Genomic DNA, 22008 nt, shown 5'->3' with positions numbered 1-22008 from the left:
TATCATGGCGCTCGCCCGCTCAAACCTGTTAAAGCTGCTGCCAACGCGGCTTCCAGGCGTTTGAGCTCAAGGTTCAGCGCCACTTTCCGGGACAGTTGCTTTTCCTTGGACGCTTGCGCGCGCACGCGCGCAACGTGCATTTTAAGGTGCTGGCATGCAACCAGTCCTAACCGGCGAGCGGCCACCTCTTCTGGAGAGCTGGCCCTCTCGAAGAGGCCCGTTAACTTCGCTGCCTGCAATGCCTCCACACCGCTTACGAGCCCATCGTAGAGCGCAAAGAGATTTGTCCGGCTCTGACGCGTTAACGCCAAACCATGCATGAATGCCTGCAGCATTGACGGCGACGGCGCGTCGTCGGGCAGAACGATGCTTACCACGCCATCATCCAGTACCGCCTTGCCGGTCTCATTCTGCGCATGACGCTTGTGCCCCAGCGAAAGCACTACCGACTGCTTCGCCTCCAGCAGCAGTATCACGGGATAAGGCACCGCCCGATGCACCAGTTCGCCCAGTCTCGCAGATTGCACCGGTTTTTCGCTCGTACCCCGCAACAAAACAACCAGCACTGCGATTTCCGTATATTCCCGCTGTTCGTCCCGATATGCGGAAATACCGATGGTGTTGGGTTTAAGCACGGCCACCCACTGGATCTCTTCAATACCTTCATTGATTTGACGTTTATCGGAGGCGGTGCTCGCGCCGTTGTCGATAAGCATTTTCTTCGGTACGCGTTGATCGACCCGGCAACCGCCAGGGAGATCGAGCGAGGTGATGAGATCCTGTGCTGTCACGCGAAGCCTTCGGGCAGGACGACCATGAACGCCACCACCTCAAAATCATCGTTGCCCGCAAATTCACCCTTCATGGCATGGGTACCACCGGGACTAAACAGACTCGCCACGGCCCGCTCCTGATTCTTTCCAACCACTGAAGCCACTGCAGCCGCAAGCAGCTGCTGCGCGTGACGCATGTCCTCTCCTTGTCGCGTCGTTCTGTCGAAACAGGCACACGCGTCGGAGTTGGGCAGGTCGTGGCCCATGGCGAGGCGCTTCAGTCGGTCAAGAATGCGCTTTGCCTGGGTGTAGGGCAGCAGCACAGCGCCATCGTCAGCCACGTGAACGAGATAGTGTGGCGCGAGCGGATAGTCTGAATCCTTGGCCTCAACCGCCGACGCCCCCTCAGCCCGCAGGCAAAAAATGATTCCAGGCGGGGTGTCGGCATCGATGCTCGTCGTAACCGCGCAAGCACCAAGAGGCTCAAGTTCCAGCTGGTCAGGATAAGCCTTGCTGTGTTGTGCGAGGTCGATACGGAAATCGGTTAGCGTCAGGTCAGTGATGGAGACGCCAGTGGACAGGTCTTCAATATCGATGACCGTATCCTGCAGCTTGAGCAGTTGCTTGCGTCGGTATTCCAGATCGTTCATCGGGTTACCGGATTGCTGCTCAATAAGGTTTTCCTCACCGGTAGCGGAGATATCGAGGAGCACCATGCGCCCGCTCACGCGCTGTTCCAGGTTGATGTACTCCTCCAATTCCATATTGGGCCAGAAGTTCACCAGCTGGATGTTCTGGTTAGGCGAGCCGATACGGTCGATACGACCGAAGCGCTGGATGATCCGCACCGGATTCCAGTGGATATCGTAGTTAATCAGCCAGTCGCAGTCCTGCAGGTTCTGACCTTCGGAGATGCAATCTGTGGCGATGAGCAAGTCGATTTCTCCCTCCGCCGCCATATCTGCCGGGCGCTCCTTGGCGCGCGGTGCGAAGGCCGACAGCACGCTGCTCATATTCTTGCGCAAGCCAGGCAAGGTGGTCTGGATGCCGGCACTACCAGTGATCAACCCGGCATCCACACCAAGAACGGACCTAGCCCACGGCGCGAGGTTGGCATACAGGTATTGCGCCGTATCTGAGAACGCGGTGAAGATGATGATCTTGCGGTTGCCAGCATTAATGGGCGCGCGGCACTTCCGCCCGATCATATCGCGCAGTTCGGCTAGCTTGGCGTCACGCGCTGCGTCTACCTGTTGGGCGGCGGCCAGCAACGTGGCCAGGCGATTGCGGTCTTCGACGAGGTCCTGCTTCCACCGGATCAGGTCCACGTCGCCTAGCAACACCTTAACCTTGCGCCCTACCAGCAGTGATTCGAATGCCGGGTCGTCGATATCCACATCAGCAATGTCAATTTCCTCGATGCCCTCGGCGTGATTCTCGATGCGAGCCAGCACAGCGTCAACGTCTTTGAGTTGCCGCTGCACAGTCAGCGAGAACGAGGACACCGCGCTCTCCATGCGCTTGAGCACGTTGACCCGAAGCAGGTGGATCAAGCTCTCTTCGCGGTCAACTTGGCGGAAGAAGCTCTCGCCCCCCCGGATTTCAGTGCTGTATTTGGCATCGTAGGCGGCCTGCCTGTTCGGCAGCACGTAGCGCAGCGGCGCGTAGCTGGCCAAGTTCAGGCGCCGGATCTCAAGGTTGATGTCCCTGATAGCGCTGAACTGGCCTGCCAGATCCACGTCGGCCTTAATATTGATAGGCGGCAGGCGGCCCGGGAATTTGCCGGTCTCGGCCGTGCCGTAGTACTTCTCGATGTGTCGGCGTGAACGCGCGATGGTCAGATGATCAAGCAGCGTGAAGTAATCAAAGCCCAACATCTCGACCAGGTGGCCGGGTGTGCGCTCAGCCTCGTCCATGTCCAGCCAGCGGTTGAATTGGGCTTGTGCCTTGCGCGTAGTCTGCTCGATGCTGTCGATGCCGTGATCAACCAACGCGGTGTCGTCGCCCTCGGTGACAAAGGCGATCTGATTTTTCAGATCAGCCAGGCGGTTGTTGACCGGCGTGGCCGATAACATCAGCACGCGGGTCTTGACCCCTTCCTTGATGATCTTGCGCATTAGCCGGTCGTACCGGGTCTCCGTACCTTGGCGTGGCGATTTCTTGTTGCGGAAGTTATGGCTCTCGTCGATGACCACAAGGTCGTAGTTGCCCCAGTTCACATGGTTCAGATCCATATCGCCGGAGTGGCCACCGTCACGCGACAGGTCGGTATGGTTAAGTACGTCGTAGTTAAACCGGTCGGCCGCGAGCGCGTTGCGCTTGTCATTGGCCTTGTAGAGCGTCCAGTTGTCGCGCAGACGCTTGGGCGCCAGCACCAGCACGCGATCGTTGCGCAGTTCGTGGTACTTGATGACGGCCAGGGCCTCGAAGGTTTTTCCAAGTCCGACGCTATCTGCAATGATGCAACCACCAAAGCGTGCCAGCTTGTCAATGGCGCCGACAACACCGTCGCGCTGAAACTTGAACAATTTCTTCCAGACGACGGTGTTGCGGATCCCCGTGGCCGATTTGACGATGCGCTCCTCGTCCATCTCTTCGCCACGATTGCCGAACAGATGATTCAGGATCAGGGCGTAGAGCGTGGATGGCGCGCGGTGATGCCCCATCCCATGCAGAAGTTTGATCAGGGCCGCCCGGCTGTCAGGCTGCGCCTGTAGCGTGGACCATTGCTGATCGAACCATCGGGAGAGTTGTGCCGCTTCGTCGGCCGATTCAGACGCTTGGATGAGATTCAGCGGGTTGCCGGGCGTCAGGCCCAAGCCATCTGTACTGAACGCAAACGAACCCATCACTCCCTGGCCAGCCGTGCCGTCGGGTGCACGCATGACAGCGGCGCCCTGCGGCACGCGGCCGTGCGCGCGTCGCAACTCAACACGGTCATCCAGCCACCTGGCGCACTGGGTAGCCAGCCAACGGGCTTGCAGCCGATTGCGTGCAGCGCGGTCGCCCTCACCGCCAAGGAAGTCCAGTGCGTCATCAGCCGGGGGAAGGATGAGCTGCACCCGTCCCAACCTCGCGAGCACATCGCGCAGTTCAGCGAAAGCGAACAACGAGAATAACGGTGTGACGCATCCCAATTGCCGCCCCGGCTCCAGATGCGGGCGCATCAGGTCAATGACCCGGTCTGAGCCGCTGTTTTTTACGAGTTTCATGACTTCTAACTCCCCTGTGACATCGCGCGACCTTGACCCGATGCGACCTCAATCAACACCGGCGTCGGAACCAATTTTGCAAAAGGATGGGGCGCGTGTCTGAGTTGCGGATTCGATTTCTACCGCGTTCATTAGGTATCTCGCCGGTGTAACTGCACCCCGCTTGCGCGCCGACAGCCGCCTTTAGGCTCCGGGGTGCCACCTTGTAAATGGTTGTCCGTGAGACCTTGTAGCGTTGCGCGATCTGATTGCCTGGGATGATCGGGTCAGACATTGGTCGCTTGATCTCTCTTTTTGTCACGCATCCAGCTTCGGCTTTTGATCTCCAGCCCGGCCTCGTGCGCGCGCTGCGACAAGAGACCTGCGTGCGTTCCCGAATCAGATTGCGCTCGAACTCCGCCAACGCCGCCATGACATGGACTATTCGCCTGCCAACCGCGCTGGAGGTCTCGATCTTTTCGGTGATGCTCTCGAAGCCGATGGGCCCGTCTTCCCGCTCGGCGACGATTCGCACCAAATCGGGCAAGCTGCGCTCAAGCCGAGCCAGTCGCCACACCGCGAGGGTACCACCCGCGCGCAAGGCCTTAAGGCAGTGGCCAAGTTCCGGGCGGCCAGCAGCCTTATCGCTCACTTTTTCTTCAGAGATGGAGGGAACCCCTGCGACGTTTAGCCCATCGCGCTGCAAGTTCAAATTCTAGTCATCCGTCGAAGTTCGTGCATAGCCAATCGGTTGATTCATGGACGATTTCGCGACGGGGAAAAATTGACGCGAATTTTAACAGTCGGGCGACTTTCCCAACATAGTTCCGCATGAGGGTGGTCTGTGTTCGGAAAACCACCGTTTGTTGGACGCCAACAGGTGCGCGGCTGCCCGCGTCCCTATTCTCATTGGTCTCCATCCTCCCGCTGACATTGGACGCCGATTCGACACGGGCAGGCCGCGTCCTTGCGCAGCTAAGCGGTATGGTCGTCGGCGCTGATCTCAATAAGGCGGTGTGTGAGGCTCTGAAAGGCAACGTCTGCCGCGCGGCCTTCTTACAGCTGTCGGGTGAGCTTAGCCGGACTGCGTTTTCCGCATCTTGCGGTCCAACTTCCTCACCTGCTTCTCTAGTGTGTCGATCTTGGCGAGATAGGGCCATAGCTCATCCATAATACGGTCCTCCCGTTGCTGTAGTTGCTTGACCGCGAACGCATATTCCCGCTCATACCTCTGTCTAGCAATCCGTGTATCGGACCATGCACGGCTAAGAGGCTGGCTTTCTTTTCTCAGCTTGCGCAACTCGCGTATAGCGGCTTTCAGTTGTGCCTCATCTGCCAATTCGGCGGCCAATTCGGAATTCATCATGGGCCTTTTGCGCGCACGGCTCGATTGCTTGGTGGACTCGTTCACAGCTCAAGAACGTCTTCAATCCATCTTCAAAGCATGTGAAAACGCCAACACAAATTCAGGACAGGCGGCGTGATGTAGGTACAGTTGGAGTCTGCCGTCCATGACGGGACACTCAGGGTCCGCCCGAGACCCAGACGCGATTGGCGTATCTCGCGAGAGTCATCATAGCTAGTGATCGCGTCGCAGAACACCGTTGAATACGCGCCACCTCGTCCAAGCTGATGCCTTCGTGACGCCTGTCATGGAGCTGCGTGGTGCGCGTTGACGCGTGGTTGGCCATCGCCGCCGCGTTCTTCAGCATACCGCCGTTCTTCACGTACGTCGTGATACCGGTCGCGCGAAACGTGTGGTGGCCGATTTTCGTCGCGATGCTCGCTGCGGCAGCTCGGCGCCGGACCATCGCGTGGGTCGTTCGCCGGCGTTAAGGGCGTCTCTTTAGCTCACCCTCATTCCAACGCCGAAAACTCGGAGTTCGACAGATGGTCCACCATCGAGTATCGAACCAGCTGCCTGAGTTCCTGCAAATCGATTTCGGCCATCCCCCGCACATGGATGCCGTGACGCGAAAGCCGAAGCTGATAGCGCCGCGCGAGCTCAGCGCGCGTGATTTTTCCACCCCGATTCTCTGGATCTTCGACCTTGTCCTCGAAGATCTGCTTAACAACCCGCTCTTTCAGCGGAATGCGCAGTTGGTCGTCCTGCACTATGATTACGATCTCGAGGTTGTAAGGCGGCGGCATGAGTCCCAAAGCATCTTCCCAGAGTTTCTCCGAATCCTGCTGGATCGAGAGATAGATGCCGTAAATATCGCCTTTGTCCTTCGGCACCTTGTCTTCGAGAACGGTTTTCAGTTTCGAGTTCTCCAGCGCAGTGTTGAATTCATCCGGCAATGCAACCCGCGTGTAGCCGCGCGCAATCCAACCAGACAAATTATCAAGCCAGGTCGGCTTGGAGGACCAGTCTGGTCTGGGCGGATCTACGACCGCATACTGCGGCTTCGGGATGTCTGAAAGAAAAGGGCGTGGCAACCACTTGCGGACCTGAATGTTCACGCTTAGCGATATCGTGCCGTTGCCGTTTACATCCTGTGCCTGAACATGGAGCACGCGCGGATCATGCCCGCTGGTCTTTGCAGAGCTGCAGCTATCCAGCAGCGCCGCTCCAACCACCTCAAACACGGGCACGCGGTCAAGGGACTGGTTGTAGAGGTTGCATGTCTGGGACACGACGATCCAGTGATCGACTCCGTCACATGCATGACCGGCTACGGCGACATCCGCGGCGGAAATGACCGAGCCCTGCCACCATCCCTTCGCCCTTATCTGGGCAACGATGGTAGCGGGGTCTTTAGTAGGAATCGCTTCGGCGTTCGATGTCTGCGAGGGTGGACTCGCCGGCGAAAGGTGCCCCCCCCCGGCGGGGAATCCTACTACTTGCAGACATTTCCGCAGAAAGCTCATCAAGTTTCGCCGTCAGTGCGGCCGTTAGTTCCGGGCCTGAGAGGGTATCACTTTGGAGCGTCGATCGGAATGAGCCACCGGGAAGCGCGATGTTCCAGAAGGCTTTAAGCCGCTTGAGATCAATTTTGTGATGTTGATTGAGCGCGTCGACGAGCGCCTGTATCTGATCGCTCTTCGCGTTCCGCGGACTTTGTCCTTCATACCAATCGTAGACCGTCTTTCTCGTTACAGAGAAAAGCTCTGCCAGTTGCGTAACGGAGATGTCTAACTGCGATTTGATTAAATCCAACTGCCCAGGAACCGCCGATTCAACCGTTGAAGCGTCCGAGGGACGATCCGACTCTGAAGGCTGGCGCACGACAACAACCGGACGCCCATTGACATACCAGACAAGGCCTTGCGCGGAGCTGCCCGGACTCGTTGCAAATGCACCTTCAACTTGCATCCACATGGCGGATTCCACGGCACTCTGACTACCAGCGCTCAACCCGTAGAATTCCGGCTGTTCTATCGGCATCGAGCTTGCTAGCGGCGCATAGGTTGGAGCGACGTCATACAGGGGCGGGAGACTAGGCCACATGTTTTTCCCCCTTCCAGACTGAAAAGGCATGTTCAGTGAACACCTCATCGTGCCGGAAGAACGCATTGGCTCGTTTGTGCAAGCTATCGAGCAATTTATCGATTTCAACTACGGAGTTCACTCGCTGAGGGATAAGGAAGTTCCTGCTCGCATCCATATCGAGGAGCATCTCTTTCTCTTCCAGCGCCTTGATCTGCAGTGGCTGCGCAGGGCCTTGTATCGTTGCAATCAAGCCCATCAAGTCGACTGGAATCGATGGTATTCCCGCGGTATACGCGAAGCGCACAGCCAACCTTTCATCATTGATGCGATAGGCATACTGCGATAGCCCCCCCGCGGGCTCGAACGACGAGACACGTGGAGTCAAGAAGGACGGCGACATATAGTTTGATAGTTCTTCGCTATCTCCAGCCTTGAACCGGTCGACGTATCGCACGCCGACCGCGGTGATGTCCAGAAATTTCACGACGTCAAAGAGAACTTCAAGGCATTGGAGAATCAACGTTTGGAAGTCTGTGAACCGCTTGTACGTCGTAGTGAAGAACAGGATCTGTTCGGTTCCGATCTGAGCCCCGAGAGAGCGGTCGCTGGACATGATGAGCCATGCGTGCGACGCTTGGGGAAAATTTGGCGCCATAAGGCCGACGATTTGGATCTGCTGTTGGACCTGCTGCAAAAGTGGCAAAGTCTCGCGCAGCCGACCATGTATTTCCGGTATTTGGTTCGGTAACAACGCCAGAGGCGCAAACCGAACGGACGCAAGCGCGTACTTCAGAGGCGAGTTCTTCAGGATCCCGCTGCGGTCGTTCATTTAACTTGTCTCTCTGCCCGAGTTTGGAGTAAACCGCGAAACTATACACCAAACTATACACCGGGAGATTGTTCAAGCAAGGGAAAAGTGTCACCCAGCCCCCGTTGAGTTTCATCCTTTCGCAGCCGTCGATCCTATGGCGCTGATGGAGGCGCGTCGCGCCTAAGGCCCATATCGCGAAAAACTCTTAGCACTCTGGCGGCGCCGCAGCTGTCTCTTCTGGATCTATCCGCCCGAGCGACATCATCTCGTCATCATCCAGCGCGCGTGGCGCCGGTCGCCGGAATCACTAACCCAAACCATGGCCGCGATCTGGCCGCACAGTGGCTTTGCACGCGGCGCGGCCGCCAGAAACTCGTTGCGTGCGCCGCATTCGTCGGCCCCGAGATGCAACAAACCGAGATAACGCAAACGATCGATCGGTATTATCCGCTCGACTGCTTCCCCGACGACCGGAAACAGCCTGCGCAGACCGGTATGAAAATAGCAGCGGCTCATCGTCGATCACGTACTGGTTGAACGAAAATTCGCCCCCACCGACGATATCAACTGGAGTGGAGATGCGATAGATACGGTCCGCTATCTCATCGATTGTCGTACCGCTCGAACGGATAGGATCGCCATGGTGCGCTCCTTCCTTGGGCAACTTGCGTACGTAGTCCAAGCTCGGTCAGATCGTCGGTGCACCCGTTCGACCCGATTGGCCTCAGCGACCGCCCCCGAGGGAGAACGGCCCGTGACGCGTCGAGGCGTGGCAAGTCGTCGAATCTGACAGCTTCTCGCGAGAACGCCGTCATTCTGAGAGTTGCCGCACTTCCAATGACAACGTACCTGTTCAAATGGCAAGGATTACTTTGATATCGAAAATGTATGCCCAAGCCTGCCGGGTATTCACCTTATTGGGCAGAAATGTTGTCTCCACCAAATCGAAAAAATGAAATCGGTTGCTCGACAAAAATCCTTAACGATTTTTATCATGGTGGTCACATCAGACGGCGTCTTGGTTGCGAGAGGGTCGCCATGAGCAATCTTGTTCCGCGTATCTACAAGATGGTCCACCATGTTCCTAGTCGGCATGTAGTGCGCGCGCATCCGGGCCGCTAATTGATTGCCGTAGACTACATATCCGAATCGGCCGAAATATGACTGGATCTTTGAAAAAGCCGGGTTTGCAAAGCCACGATTGAATCGATCGACAGGCACTGGCCGTGGAAATGGTGCATCTCGCGACCAAAGGTCTGCATCGCTCTCAAGAAACAGAAAAATTTTTTCCGCCGACTTTTCTGGATCTCCCGTCTCGCGCAATTCTTCGATAAAATTCTTTGATATATGAAAGAAAAACTGCGAAGCTATTTTTTTTCTCGGCACGGAATTAACGTGAAGCGAATCGATCGCCAACTCACCAAGTTCCTTAACATAAGCCTCAAGATGTGCACACAAGAGAACAATCGCGCCTCGGCAGAGCGCATTTATCTCGTGTCGGGAATTTATAGGCGAGCGCCGCTCCTTTCTGGCCGCCGATCGCAGCAGAATTTCCACCTCAACGAGCCGCCCCTGTAGCGCTTGATATGCAGCGGTATAGCGTGCCGTCATATAAGGAGATCCACCATTGCATCATTCCACAACTCGAATCGCCGTTTCGTCCTCTTGGTGTGATCTACGGCTCGATTGATCAAATCGCTGAACTCTCCATTTTCCAATAAAGCATAATACCGCTCGCGAAATGAATCCCTGATAGTTGCAACATTTTTAGCTGAAGCCTGCGTGGCGAAATGCATAATCAAATCAAAGAGGGCGCGGTTAACCGCCTTGGCTTTTGCACCTTGATCACGTCGAAAGCATTCCTTCGGTTCAAACAATTGAAGAGATGTATCGATTGATCGGTACCACACCTCAGATAGGTCCTGAATTTTTTCTGGCGAGTACCGTGCGCCAGCTTTAGCCACCTCGTTCAGCCAATGTTTTTGAGGCGTGCGATACGACTCCACACCGTGAAGGTGAAATGCAAAGAATCGCAAAGCTAATTCTTCGTCACGCATCCTTATGTCGGGCTTTACTTTCCCCAAAATCTTAAGCCAAGGTTGATACGCGACAACATTGGCCAGAAGATCATTCAGTGCTCCACGATAAATGCAGTTTCTGAGTTCCTGAGAGTTTAGTGGAACGGTATTTGTATTGAGCCTCTCGAAAACGTCGAATTTAATTTCCGGATGAGACTCGTTTGTAATAAGAATGCAACGTAACGTATGCGTTTTTAGTTGACGCTGCATTTTTAGCGGCATCTCGTGAAATCGAGATTGATTGAGTTCAGTAAGAACTTCAAGCCCGGAAAGAGGGAATTGATTATTCAAAAATCTATAGATTGAAAATAGTCGCTGCTGCCCGTCAATCACGTCAAGTTCAAATTCTTCGTTTTGCGACAGGTAGCACGGCGGAATGGGAACATTTAAGAGGATGGATTCAATCAATTTCGACGCCAACGTATTCGACCAAACGTATCTTCGCTGAAAATTCGGGCGCTCTGAGATAGGTCGAAGAAAGATCGTTTCCCCTTTGATTTGCTCCATTAAAGATTCAACTACCAAATCATAAGGCTGCGTAAAGACGCGGCGATCCCGGACAGGTATTTCATCCGGGTCTGGGGTCTCGTCATCGGCATCGATCTCGAACAGTGGGCGTTCATCATTCATGCGTTTTCCTAGATTCCATTTCGGACGCAGCTATTCTAACTGAGCACCCGCAAGCAAGACTCAGTACTGTATTGTCAAGCCACCGGCGTTGCGCTTGCGCGCCGTGACTCGGTAAATATTGAGCAAGTTGGCCGATTGTGCGAGCGATCGCAACCGGCCGACATCGAAACGCCTTACATCAGCGATAGACGTCCCTGGCCAATGTCTTGCGGACGTTTAATGTCCCCGAACTAGCTTCAGTCGACCGCAGAAGCGTGCCCGATTAGACGCATTTGCGCCGTTCCAACGTCGCCTGTGTCTGAAATAACGTTTGGTGTTACACGATCGCTGCGTTGCCCGCTACACTGACCGCAGTCCCCCCAGACGCTCACAGGCCCGCCATGAGCACCAAAGCGACTCTCGCACATCATCATTCCGAGACCGGTGAACCATCTTGGCACTTCTATGAAGAAGTGTTCGAAGCGGGCGTGGTGTATCTGGAACTGCAAGGTGTCAGCGTTGAGCTGCGCACGCGGGAGCAATGTGGCGCGATGTCGTGCTGCGCCTGCCGGTCGCAACGGCGAAGCAGCTCGGGCTACATACCAGCGTGTCACTCAACCAGTTGGAGGGCGCATGCGACGACAAGTAATAGGTGCTGGCGCCATGATTGAACGCAAGCTGATCCACCTAGCGACCGTCATGGGGGCGGCCTTGTGGCTCGCGCGCATCGTCTTTTCAAGATCGGAACGCCGCAAGGTTGAAGTGGCAATACAAACGCTCGACAGCGTGATGGATTCCCGATGACACGCAGAAAAATCGAACAAGATGACGTGTTCGCGCAATGCGATCCGACCGCGCCCTCTGCCGGCGAAGAGTGCTCCGCCGTGCAACCGCTCGGGCAGGAATATGACTCTCCCGCGAGCCCTGCCGACAGGCGGCTCGAGAAGCTGCGTGGTTCGGTCCTTCGTTACGGCAACCCGACCGACCCCGTTTGGCCCGTGGAAACGGAATCCGACTGAACGCGGAGTGCGGGAAGAATCTCGTCCAGCGTCCGGATGGTCGCGGCAGCCTTGGAGCGAACCTCTGCCCGTCGATCCAGATGCAATGTTCAAGCCACTTGCCAATGCGCCGACATAGTCGTCGGCGAACGTGTCCCCCACCATCAGCGCTTCAAGCGGAGCAACATCGAGCCGTTCACAGATCCACGCAAAAATGCGCGGATCCGGCTTCAGATGGCCGACTTCAAAGGACCACGCACAGGCATCCGGCTCGAACGGCAGCAGGCGTAACAGGGGTTCGGCGTACGGTGCGGCCAGATTCGACACGATGCCGATCCTGAACCCCTGCCTGCGCAATGTTCCAAGTACCTCGGGCACCTCCGGGTACAGGCAGATGCTGGCCGATTCGGTTGCAAGGTCAGCGTCCAGCATGGCCAGATCAACTTCCTGCACCTGCAGTTCGTGCGCGGCCTCCCGCAGCGAGAGCACCCGGGTCATGATCAATTCGCGCGCGCGTCGACGGTCCGGATGAAACCGAGCGAGTCGGGCAAACGGGCGACGTTTGATGCGGATGTCGCAGAGTGTTCCGAAGGCGTCGAAGAGAACGGTGTTGACTGTCATGGCATGCGTACCCCATCAATGGCCTTGTCGACTACTGCGGCGGACCAATCGCCCCCTATTCGTCGCTTCCGTCCTCGCCGGCGACGGCATCGTCAACCTGCCCGGCGCTTCCGCCCCACAAAATCCTTCGCGAACGATTCCAAGAATTCACTATATCGGCGTGAGCCAACGATGGCTGCCGCTTCCTTGTCAAATATCTCCGGGGTGGCTTGAAACATGGAGCGGATGAGTTGATCCACCTGTGCGATCACCAGGTCGACGTCATCCCCACGCGAGCCGTTTCCTCCGGCGTACGAACCGTGGTTGCGGCCTGCCACCCTTCCATTTCTGCCAGCTCGCTACGCAAAGTCTCGTTCCGAAGGAGGCGATCGCAAGGCACTGCAATTATGGCCGACACCGTGGTGCGGCGCGCCGTTGCCACCCCCAAGTTGCTCCTTGACGTCGTCCGCACCGTGCGGCGGTCAGTGATTTCATGCAGGCCTCTTTGTAATACGTTTCTCCGTTTTCGAGCCGTATCGTAATACGCGGAATCCCCTGCGCGGAAGCTACATTAGCCAATCTCACACCTCTAGCGTAATACGCTCTTTATGTTCCACTAGAAATAGTTTTCGGAGCATCTACGCCGTTTTCCGGGGAAACGTGCGGGATTTGCCCAGCTTGTAGGGTCATCAGGCGCTCGACGATGGCTTATCGGGACCAAAAGACGGAACTCCGTTACCCTGTCTCTCCACTGCCCTTGGTTGTGACCATGCTGTGACCATGCCGTGACCATATCGTGAGCAAAACAGGACCATTTTGTGACCATTGCATAAAGGCGTGAGCATCCTGTGACCATTCAGTGAGCAAAATGGGACCATTTCGTCGGGACGTGGGTATGATTATCAACACCTCCGCTGAGTGCCAAGCCGCAACACTCTACAATCATGACCTCGTCTGCCGATTTGCTCGTCTTCACTGCCACCTCCCCTGCGCGCACGAAAGTAGGACGTCTTCGTGAGCTGTTCAATCAGATCGAGCAGGCGCAGGCAAGGGGCTGGCGGCAGGAAAACATCGTGGAAGCCCTGCGCGGGCAATCGTTGGAGCTGAGCGTCGATTACCTTAAAAACGCTTTGGGTCGCATTCGGTCGGAACGGAAGCAGGATTCAACCGCGTCGACGACGCGGCCAGCCGGGATTGCACCAAAAAATAAAGCCTCCGCAACAGGTGGCACGCCAGTGCAAACATCCCCGGGGCCAACAGCTGTTCGACCGGCGTCCGTCTTTTCTGAGGATGGATTCAGGGATCCGCCGCCGACATTTACCCGAGATATCCGTAAGCGAATCAATCTCGACGAATAGAACGGGGCACAATTGCGGGCAGCAACGGCGATCAGCAAGGTACGCGCCAACGAGGCGGCACACGACCGTGCCAGGCCGTCGCTTCACGCTCTGCGGTGGCCTTCGTTCATGGGCCAATGCCATGTTCCAGGCGAGTGAGAACATCGCACACGCGGTCAAAGCCCGCTTGAGTGGTCAGGACGTCCAGTGGGCGGCCGCCACCCTTCAGCGTTCCGTTGGGGCGCAGCATCCATTGCATCGCAAGCAGGGGATCGCCGAAGGTCTCTGCGGCCAGCGTCTGGACGTTGAGAATGTGCCTCGCATGCTCAGCAAATGCATTCTCAACGGAGAGCTTCCCGGTCTCTGCCAGGTCGCGCAGCCGGGTTGCTTCAATGCGGGCCAATGCCTGCTCACGTGCAGTTGTCAGTTCAAGTTCACCGCGCGCCCAACGCTCGAGATCAGCAATCGTCGCGGGATCGACCTCAAGCCCCTCGAGCCGCTGGGTGGCAATCGCGTTGGATACCGTTAAGCGGCGCTCGGCAAGTTCACGTTCGGTCAGCATGTTGGCGTCCTGAGTGGGTGTGCGGCCATTTTCGCAAAACGACGATCGGGTCACGCAAAGATGTCGGCTACCGAGTATTCCCGTCGAAAAACCCCCGTTTGACGCCCGAGTAACTCCTCGATCAGAGCCGTCCTATAACGTACGAAGCAGTCGATCAGTTTCCGCGCGGATGGCGTTGCGTCAGCCGAGTCTTGTGCATCCATGATTGCACGGACCAAAAGTGCGGCGCCTGCGCAAAATCCGTAGGCTTTCGCCCATTCCTCGTCGTATACCCCCTGAAGCAGCCGCCTTACGATAATTCGGAGCCACCAGTCTGATAGATTCTGCGGTAACGCCGCTTCCGGCCCTCGATTCAACACTTCTCGCTCTAGCGCACTTAGGTCAATTGGCTCCTCCTGTTGCTCTAGCGCGTCGAGGTCGATCGGCAGCTCAAGTAATGATCGTTGTCGATTATTCATGTTCAAGAAATCGCTGTGTTTTTGGGGCAGGAAATTCAGTTATCCTGACTACATACTACCGCGAACATGCGGTCTCGCAAATCGTGTCGTCGCGGCAGACTGGAGCGGGCTATATGCTGGCGACAAGACAAGCAGTCTGGACGCTCAGAACGGAACTCGGATGGTCTCATTAAGGGATGAGTCATGAATGCGCTGATCAGTCGACTGATGCGACACGCTGTAGACTCTCTCCCAAAAAGAATTCATCTTTTGTAACCACGGGACGTTTCTTCATATGTCATTCGATATTCGGCCATCTGCTACGGAACGCACCCGGCGAGACTGCATCAGGACTGTTGTTCTGATGCATGAGCTGATGAGACGGACGGGCGCGGCAAATCCAAATCAGTTCGCCCAATGGTTTGATGACGCAACTGCTTCATGGACTTGGGAGGATCCGCAAGACCGCAGGCCGGACAAAAAAACCAAGCAGCTTACGGCAACAAAAGAGCAAAAAAAATGGTATCGAATTGTAAGGGGACAGCAAGCCCTTTCTGAAAAGGCGTTAGGGCAGCTGGCACGGCTGTTTCCCGATGTGTATCACTATTTCGCCAAGGGACCTGATCGATTGTTCGAGGCGCTTTGGGGGCCGATTCAAGGTCTTTGGGACATCTGTGAAAACACTACCTACGATACCCCTTTTTGGCCAAATTGCGATCCTGATTCCGGAGTGACATTGGTCGGTAAAACGTACACCGGCCCTAGTCTGAATTTCGCCGAATCACTGTATAACTTCGAGCGTGGCCTTCTTTTGCGGCCCTATGACGACTTCGACAAAGAACTCGATCTATTCGACCTGTCTTGTGCGATCGCGATGTACCGGCTGCATCAAGCGGCCAACTCAATCGCCAAAACTGACGGTGTCGGCGCATATAGATGCGTTCGTTTATGCATGGACGTTGTGGCGCTGTGGGATCAATTTGATGCGTTCAACACCTTCAGCTCGTTCTGCGTGTATGAAGCGATCAATCGCGAACTCACCGAAGCAGAGATTCGCCGTCTGAAAGGTGAACCCTCGTATCGCGAATCAGTTGGCGTCAGTGTCGGCGACATTGAACGATACGCAAACTGGCCGCGCACCTTTTACTCTGACCGACAGCGAATGGAAATCTTGCAAATCGACCTTCCTCCACGGTACCGCTCGCTGCAAACCTGGCCAACCGCTGGAAAATATGTCAACCAGAGTCAATAGATTCAAAGAGTCGCAGGCAAGCTTCAACCGGAGGGGGATGAGTCGGTCATGCGCTCATGCACACCCCAACAAGCTCGCGCTCGTTAAAGATTATAAAAGTTAATAAACGCGCGCGCGCGTTACGGGGCAGAAGGCTGCCCCGAACGCCTTGCGTAGTCGGCCTTCGTTCAATTAGCCCGGTGGGTGAAGCCACGATGCACCGGTGGGCGAAAACACGTGCCTATCCACAGGCAACAGTGGATGAAAACACGTGCCTTACAATGACATGTTCCTATTTGGTGGGTGATAACACGATAGGGGTGCTAGTCACTAGATGTCCGGTAAGCGCACGGGCTAACTTGCGATGATCCTTGGGGTAAATAGTGACCGTGTCGTTTTGGCTCAATAGCAACCGGTATTCTGGCAAAGAGTCCGCGACCATCACCTGGCGGACCATCCGCCGAAATTCCTTCGAAGTCGCCTTGCTACCAGCTTTTTGTCGCAGAAGATCCAGTCCAATTAGCGCGGTTCGCTGGTGACCACAGTGCTTGCGTGCGAGTTCGTAAAGACGCCGCTCGATGGGCTTTCGCAGCCGAAAGTAATCCTTGTGCAGCGTGAACACCTCAAAGTTGCGGATAGCGTTGAATAGCCAGACCGACAACGTCACCTCCACAGACACCATCGTCCGTGGTCGGTCGTTACTCGCTATGGTCCTCCATCCGTCAATTAGCCCGAATCCTTCGTCGATCTGGACCCCACCCGCGGAGATGTTGGTCGTTATCGTGGTGCCGTGCAGTCTCCCCAATGACAGTTTCAGTGCTCTGTACTCAGCGCCGCTCGTTCCACGGCCAGTGGTTTTGAGGAAATCGTACGCCATGAAGCGAATCGTTCGGTAGTTCGCGTCCGGCAACTTGCGGTCCACTGCCGCGGTAAGCTGCGAGGTCAAATAAATGAGAACATCCTTGTCGTGTTGCGTCGCACGACCCAAGACGCTCGGCGTGACGGTAATCTGACGTTTTCCGTCTTGACTCGTCCATCGTTCTATTGAAAGGTCAGGTCGAGTGGAAAGCGAGAAGATTGGCACTTCCATGCTGGTCGCGTCGGCTTTCAATGCAAAAGCGAGAAGATCGGCCAGAAAGAAATTGCGAGGACCGCGGGGACTGGTTGGTCGCTCTGTACGATCGATTGTGTCGTGACGCAGGCCCAAATTTTAGGCCCTCGCCGCGGGAAGTAAATCCGTGGACTTCGTTTCGGAGAGCCGCTTATTCCTTGCGAGTTGCTCTGCCTTCGTAGGCCGGCCCCGCCGCACATGCTCTACCGGTGGCTGCGTCCCGCGCAGAGCGCCGTGGACTGCTACGTGACTCGCCAGCCATTGTTCGACATCTTCAACTCGCCATAAAAGCCGCTTCGTGCCTGGAATTCGACAGATGGGAGGAAGTGCAGCCGGATTGCGGGTGGCGTCACTACGAATGCTGGCGACAGATTTTCGCAGGCATTCAGATAGCTGGTCGACGGTTAGAAGCGCTTGCATGCGGGCAGGGTTCGGCCAAGGCGATTCATGCACTTGACCGCAGTGAGTTGCGAATGCATGCAAGGTTCGTCGGTTCGACCGTTCTGATCACGGTATTTTCCGATCGTTTTTTTTCCACCTAGTGCCGCGCTGCGCAGAAGCCCCTGTCCGCCACAAATTTGCCACAACCAGAGTGCAAAACTCTGCAGCCAAATGCAAAACAACGCACTACATCGCAAGACGTAGTGCGTTGTTTCTAAAGAAAAACTTGGTGGAGAGGAGGAGGATCGAACTCCCGACCTTCGCATTGCGAACGCGACGCTCTCCCAGCTGAGCTACCCCCCCAACGACGAAAAGATTCTAGCACAAGGTTTTTCTAAATTACCAAGCGGCCCAAGCCACCAAAACCGTCATTTAGAAGGCGCCCCTGCCAGCACCCAATCCACAACAGTCCGAATATCCGCATCGCTCATAGCGGGATGCGAGGGCATCGGAATAGCCCCCCAAACGCCCGACCCACCGTCCTTCACTTTGCGAGCAAGTTTCACTGGCGCCTGCGCGTCACCCTTGTACTTCGCAGCAATTTGCTGAAACGACGGCCCGACCAATTTCCGGTCAACTGCGTGACAGCCCATACAAGCATTAGCCCGCGCAATCGTCGGACCGCGCGGCGCCTCATCAGCCTGCGCGGTCGAAACCAGCCCGCACAAAACAAGCGCGAAGCTGAAACCCAATCCAACAAACAAACCGCGCCCGGTACCTAAACCCGAAATCATTGCGGCGCCGCCGGATTACCCGAATGCACCGAGTTCGAATTCGTCACGGGCGCCGGCGCTTGCTGATCCAACGGACGCGACGTCACCGAAGCATCCGGCACCGCCCCAACCGTCGCATCAGTAGTCGGCGGCGGCGCAGCCGCAGCCGACGCGCTAGCCGCGGCCGCATTCGCCGTGGCGACATCTTGCGGCAGGATGTACTGGAACACCTTCACCACCTGCACGACGCCCGGCACACGGCTCGCCACATCAGCCCCCGTCGCACCTTCATCACGGGTAACAAGACCCATCAAATACACCGACCCGTTCTCACTAATCACCTTGAAGTTGTTCGCCGAAATATTCTTCTCAGCGATCAGCGCGGTCTTAACGCGCGTCTCAAGATACGAGTCGTTGGTGCGCGACGACAGATCGCTCGCCGGTTGGATGGTCAGCTCGTTGACGATCGCATTTACATTATTCAGTTGACGCACAATCTGCTCAGCCCGCTGCTTCGACGCATCATTCGGCACTTCGCCAGTCAACAGCACGCGGCGGTTAAACACGGACACGTTGACGTGCGCCGCGTCAGGCAAATTCTGGTTGATCTGCGCGATCGACTTGACCTGGATCTCGCGGTCTTCGGTCTGCGCACCAACCGTGCGCCTGTCGGTCGCCACTAACGCGCCGCCGCCGGCCGCGCCCGCCACCAGCAAAAAGCAACCCTGCAATGTCGCGGACAGCCCTGCCGCTAGCCCCACCACCAGTGTGGTCCTCACCAACGTCGTCTTGATGCGAAATACGCTCATCAACTAGCTCTCCTTCGGAATCAGTCTTCGCCCAGCAACATGGCATCGATGCCGTCGCACAGACAGTGGATGGTCAGCAAATGCACTTCCTGGATACGCGCGGTGCGATCGGATGGCACGCAAATATGGATGTCAGTGTCGCTCAGAACCTCGTGCGCCTTTCCGCCGCTCTTGCCGGTCAGTGCTACGACAATCATCTCGCGCTCGTGCGCAGCCTCGATCGCGGCCAGCACGTTCGCCGAATTTCCAGAGGTCGTAATGGCCAGCAGCACGTCGCCAGGTTGCCCGAGCGCCCATACCTGCTTCGAGAAAATCTGCTCGAACCCGTAGTCGTTGGCGATCGCGGTGAGCACAGAGCTATCCGTCGTCAACGCAATGGCGGGGAGACCCGGCCGTTCGCGCTCGAAGCGGCCGATCAACTCGGCCGCAAAATGTTGTGCGTCGGCGGCTGAGCCGCCATTGCCGCAGGCAAGAATCCGGTTGCCGTTGGCGAGGGCCATGAACATCGTGTCGATTGCAGCGGCAATCGGCATCGACAGGGTTTCGAGGGCTTCCAGTTTCACTGCCGCGCTGTCGCGGAAGTGCTGTTGAATACGTTCGACTGACATCGACTCTCTATCTTTTACCGCGTATGGGCCGCTGCGCGCGGCCGCGTTGTGAAGACAAGTTGTGTTGGCAAGTGGTACAGCTAACGCCTATGCGTTCGCGGACCGACGGCACCACCAGGTGCCCAAGGCCACGCAAGCCGCACGCGAGCGCAAGTTTATCGCACTCAAGCGCCATCTCCGCACGCTCTATCAGACTTCGTCGACCCGAAAGGCATCGCGCAACCACACCAGCCGACCGCCTTCGAACGCAATGACATCGAACCGGCAGGCCGGGACGTCGCTGACTCGCGTCAACAGGTAGTACTGTGCGGCGCGCACCAGACGTTGCCGCTTTTGCCAGCCAATGCTCGCTGCCGCTCCGCCAAACTGTCGCCGCGCCCGGGCCCGCACTTCGACAAACACCAGTGCGCCGTCGCGATCGCGCATCACGAGGTCGATTTCGCCGCCGCGGCAAGCCACGTTGCGCGCAACGAAGCGCAAGCGTTGGCGCTGCAGAAACACCAGCGCACGAGTTTCGAATGCAGCTCCGACGTCTTTGGACCCTCCCCGTCCTGAAAAGTTGTCGGCGCCTGGCCACGGCGATGCACGGACGGGCGTTCGCGGGGTCGCTCGGTTGTCCACCGCGCGAGGCGCGTCGTTAGCCCTAGCCGCGGCTCCTTCGCCAAGCGCTTCTTTCACGCCATGTAGGCCGCTCGGGGCTTGCGCTTCACGCGTTCGCCTCGCGGCACCCTCGCGAACGGCGTCACTGCCAGCACCGTCGCAGCGATCGCTGCTCGTACCACCCTCACCACCGAAACCCCGCTCCCTCGCGTGGCACAATGTCGGCCTTGTCCTGTCTGTCTGCGTCTTCTGCCTCATGACCCCTCTCTCCGAACTTGCGCAAGGACAGCAATACCCTGCTGCCGCGCTCTATGTGGTGGCAACGCCGATCGGCAACGTCGCAGACATTACGCTGCGCGCGTTGCATGTTCTCGGACTAGTGGACCGCATCGCCGCCGAAGACACTCGCAACACGGGCCAACTGCTCGCGCGCTTTGGCATCTCAAAGCCGCTGGTCGCGGTGCATCAGCACAACGAACGCGCTGCGGCACTACGCATCGTCGAACATCTGCAGGCGGGAGAACGGGTAGCGTATGTCTCCGATGCCGGCACCCCAGGCATCTCAGACCCCGGCGCCAAACTCGTCGACGCCGTACGCGAAGCCGGGCTCCCTGTCATTCCGCTGCCTGGCGCAAGCGCATTGGCCACGGCTCTGAGTGCCGCAGGTGACTGGGTCGCGACCTTCTCCTTTCTCGGCTTTTTGCCGCCCAAGTCCAAACAGCGCGCTGCGACGCTCCAGGCGCTCGCGACGCATCCTCATGCGATGGTGTTTTACGAAGCGCCGCACCGGATCGTCGAAACGGTCGAGGCGCTAGCCGAAGCGTTCGGCCCTCCCCGCAAGTTGTTAATCGCACGGGAGTTGACGAAGTTACATGAGGCAATCCATCAATGCACCCTGGCCGAAGGGCCAACGTGGTTAGCCGCTGATCCAAACCGGCAACGCGGCGAGTTTGTGCTGGTGGTGGAAGGCGCGCAGGCGCAAGCCGCAGGCGAGCACGATCACGACGCGCTGCTGGGCATCCTGCTGCAGGAACTGACGGTGAGCAGCGCCGCAAAGGTGGCGGCCGCGATAACGGGAGCCTCGCGTAACGCGTTGTACACGCGAGCCTTGGCGCTGAAGGAAGAGTAAAGAAACGTCAAAGGGCCGCACAGAGCGGCCCTTCAGTATGAGCGACCCGGAAATCCGGACCGTCTTTGAGCAACGGCGCCAGGCGCGTCAGCACGCGCGACGCCTTCGCCGTCACATTATTTGTTGTCGTCCGAGTTCGACGCCACCATTTCGGCTTGTTCAGCCTTGGCTTGCTGCTGGGTCAAACCCTCGATCTGCACGCTTGCCGTGCCGGCGTGCTGCATGCCCAGTAAGTGAGCAGCGGCCATGGACAGATCGATGATCCGACCGCGCGCGAATGGCCCACGGTCGTTGATTCGTACGATCACGGAGCGGTCAGTGGACGGATTCGTCACACGAACATATGAACCGAGCGGCAAGGTGCGGTGCGCCGCGGTGAGCGCGTGCATGTCATAGCGCTCGCCGTTCGCGGTGCGGCGGCCGTGGAAGAACCTGCCGTACCAGGAGGCGCGGCCGGTTTCGTGGAAACCTGACGCGTTCGGGCTGCCATCCGACAGCGGCTGGGCGTCGGCGAGCGAGGTGCCTGCCGTGTCAGAC

Annotated in this window: 21 protein-coding genes, 1 tRNA gene and 1 pseudogene; 3 read left to right on the top strand and 20 right to left on the bottom strand. The window is 57.2% G+C overall.

The window, feature by feature from the left end; genetic code table 11:
- Positions 1 to 2: 2 nt before the first annotated feature.
- From WCA85_RS04680 to WCA85_RS04625, 12 genes and pseudogenes are all read right to left on the bottom strand, one after another.
- Positions 3 to 791 (bottom strand): DUF4391 domain-containing protein, encoded by a 789-nt coding sequence (locus WCA85_RS04680; RefSeq protein ID WP_424062002.1) that lies wholly within the window; start codon positions 789 to 791, stop codon positions 3 to 5.
- Complete coding sequence (locus WCA85_RS04675; RefSeq protein WP_424062001.1) at positions 788 to 3985, bottom strand: helicase-related protein; 3198 nt, start codon at positions 3983 to 3985, stop codon at positions 788 to 790. Before WCA85_RS04675 ends, WCA85_RS04680 begins: the two co-directional genes overlap by 4 nt.
- A 52-nt stretch (positions 3986 to 4037) precedes the next feature.
- Complete coding sequence (locus WCA85_RS04670; RefSeq protein WP_424062021.1) at positions 4038 to 4670, bottom strand: recombinase family protein; 633 nt, start codon at positions 4668 to 4670, stop codon at positions 4038 to 4040.
- 369 nt (positions 4671 to 5039) lie between these two features.
- Positions 5040 to 5330, bottom strand: coding sequence for a hypothetical protein (locus tag WCA85_RS04665; protein WP_424062000.1), 291 nt, complete (start codon positions 5328 to 5330; stop codon positions 5040 to 5042).
- Between the two features lie 241 nt (positions 5331 to 5571).
- Positions 5572 to 5806: pseudogene (locus WCA85_RS04660) on the bottom strand (tyrosine-type recombinase/integrase); the annotation flags it as partial.
- Between the two features lie 15 nt (positions 5807 to 5821).
- Positions 5822 to 6601: a hypothetical protein gene (locus WCA85_RS04655; protein ID WP_424061999.1), complete on the bottom strand. Its 780-nt coding sequence runs from the start codon at positions 6599 to 6601 to the stop codon at positions 5822 to 5824.
- A 121-nt stretch (positions 6602 to 6722) separates the two neighbouring features.
- Positions 6723 to 7286 carry a hypothetical protein gene (locus tag WCA85_RS04650; RefSeq protein ID WP_424061998.1) on the bottom strand — a complete coding sequence of 188 codons (564 nt, stop codon included), beginning with the start codon at positions 7284 to 7286 and terminating at the stop codon, positions 6723 to 6725.
- 118 nt (positions 7287 to 7404) lie between these two features.
- The gene (locus WCA85_RS04645) at positions 7405 to 8226 is read right to left on the bottom strand and encodes a TIGR04255 family protein (RefSeq protein ID WP_424061997.1); all 822 of its coding nucleotides are present in this window, start codon (positions 8224 to 8226) and stop codon (positions 7405 to 7407) included.
- A gap of 243 nt (positions 8227 to 8469) precedes the next feature.
- A complete protein-coding gene (locus WCA85_RS04640) occupies positions 8470 to 8724 on the bottom strand; it encodes a hypothetical protein (RefSeq protein WP_424061996.1) in 255 nt (84 codons plus the stop codon).
- A 393-nt stretch (positions 8725 to 9117) separates the two neighbouring features.
- Complete coding sequence (locus tag WCA85_RS04635) at positions 9118 to 9819, bottom strand: MAE_28990/MAE_18760 family HEPN-like nuclease (RefSeq protein ID WP_424061995.1); 702 nt, start codon at positions 9817 to 9819, stop codon at positions 9118 to 9120.
- Positions 9816 to 10916, bottom strand: coding sequence for a DUF262 domain-containing protein (locus WCA85_RS04630; protein WP_424061994.1), 1101 nt, complete (start codon positions 10914 to 10916; stop codon positions 9816 to 9818). The genes WCA85_RS04635 and WCA85_RS04630 overlap by 4 nt, the downstream gene beginning before the upstream one ends.
- A gap of 593 nt (positions 10917 to 11509) precedes the next feature.
- Positions 11510 to 12514 carry an HAD family hydrolase gene (locus tag WCA85_RS04625; protein ID WP_424061993.1) on the bottom strand — a complete coding sequence of 335 codons (1005 nt, stop codon included), beginning with the start codon at positions 12512 to 12514 and terminating at the stop codon, positions 11510 to 11512.
- Positions 12515 to 13437: 923 nt separating this feature from the next.
- On the opposite strand from WCA85_RS04625, the gene WCA85_RS04620 reads away from it, so the two are divergent.
- Positions 13438 to 13851, top strand: a complete 414-nt coding sequence (locus WCA85_RS04620) for a hypothetical protein (RefSeq protein ID WP_424061992.1) — start codon at positions 13438 to 13440, stop codon at positions 13849 to 13851.
- A gap of 106 nt (positions 13852 to 13957) precedes the next feature.
- Here the strand turns inward: WCA85_RS04620 and WCA85_RS04615 are convergent, their stop codons facing one another.
- Positions 13958 to 14392 (bottom strand): antitoxin Xre/MbcA/ParS toxin-binding domain-containing protein, encoded by a 435-nt coding sequence (locus tag WCA85_RS04615; RefSeq protein WP_424061991.1) that lies wholly within the window; start codon positions 14390 to 14392, stop codon positions 13958 to 13960.
- A gap of 801 nt (positions 14393 to 15193) precedes the next feature.
- On the opposite strand from WCA85_RS04615, the gene WCA85_RS04610 reads away from it, so the two are divergent.
- Positions 15194 to 16081, top strand: coding sequence for a hypothetical protein (locus WCA85_RS04610; protein ID WP_424061990.1), 888 nt, complete (start codon positions 15194 to 15196; stop codon positions 16079 to 16081).
- A gap of 271 nt (positions 16082 to 16352) precedes the next feature.
- Here the strand turns inward: WCA85_RS04610 and WCA85_RS04605 are convergent, their stop codons facing one another.
- The 6 genes from WCA85_RS04605 to WCA85_RS04580 form a co-directional block, all read right to left on the bottom strand.
- On the bottom strand, positions 16353 to 17171 hold the full coding sequence (locus tag WCA85_RS04605) for a replication initiator protein A (RefSeq protein WP_424062020.1): 819 nt from the start codon (positions 17169 to 17171) through the stop codon (positions 16353 to 16355).
- Between the two features lie 668 nt (positions 17172 to 17839).
- Positions 17840 to 17915: transfer RNA gene (locus WCA85_RS04600), tRNA-Ala, on the bottom strand.
- Between the two features lie 65 nt (positions 17916 to 17980).
- Positions 17981 to 18346 carry a c-type cytochrome gene (locus WCA85_RS04595; RefSeq protein WP_424061989.1) on the bottom strand — a complete coding sequence of 122 codons (366 nt, stop codon included), beginning with the start codon at positions 18344 to 18346 and terminating at the stop codon, positions 17981 to 17983.
- Complete coding sequence (locus tag WCA85_RS04590) at positions 18343 to 19134, bottom strand: BON domain-containing protein (RefSeq protein WP_424061988.1); 792 nt, start codon at positions 19132 to 19134, stop codon at positions 18343 to 18345. Before WCA85_RS04590 ends, WCA85_RS04595 begins: the two co-directional genes overlap by 4 nt.
- A 20-nt stretch (positions 19135 to 19154) precedes the next feature.
- The gene (locus WCA85_RS04585; RefSeq protein WP_424061987.1) at positions 19155 to 19742 is read right to left on the bottom strand and encodes a phosphoheptose isomerase; all 588 of its coding nucleotides are present in this window, start codon (positions 19740 to 19742) and stop codon (positions 19155 to 19157) included.
- A gap of 189 nt (positions 19743 to 19931) precedes the next feature.
- Positions 19932 to 20363, bottom strand: coding sequence for a YraN family protein (locus WCA85_RS04580; protein ID WP_424062019.1), 432 nt, complete (start codon positions 20361 to 20363; stop codon positions 19932 to 19934).
- Positions 20364 to 20598: 235 nt separating this feature from the next.
- Here WCA85_RS04580 and rsmI point away from each other — a divergent pair, with 235 nt between their 5' ends.
- Positions 20599 to 21471, top strand: coding sequence for a 16S rRNA (cytidine(1402)-2'-O)-methyltransferase (gene rsmI, locus WCA85_RS04575; RefSeq protein ID WP_424061986.1), 873 nt, complete (start codon positions 20599 to 20601; stop codon positions 21469 to 21471).
- Positions 21472 to 21587: 116 nt separating this feature from the next.
- Here rsmI and WCA85_RS04570 read toward each other — a convergent pair.
- Positions 21588 to 22008 (bottom strand): septal ring lytic transglycosylase RlpA family protein (locus WCA85_RS04570; protein ID WP_424061985.1); only part of this gene is annotated, 421 nt, incomplete at its 5' end.

The sequence above is a fragment of the Paraburkholderia sp. genome, assembly GCF_049581445.1.
In the GTDB taxonomy this organism is placed as follows: domain Bacteria; phylum Pseudomonadota; class Gammaproteobacteria; order Burkholderiales; family Burkholderiaceae; genus Paraburkholderia.
This window is presented reverse-complemented; position numbering and strand designations above follow the sequence as displayed.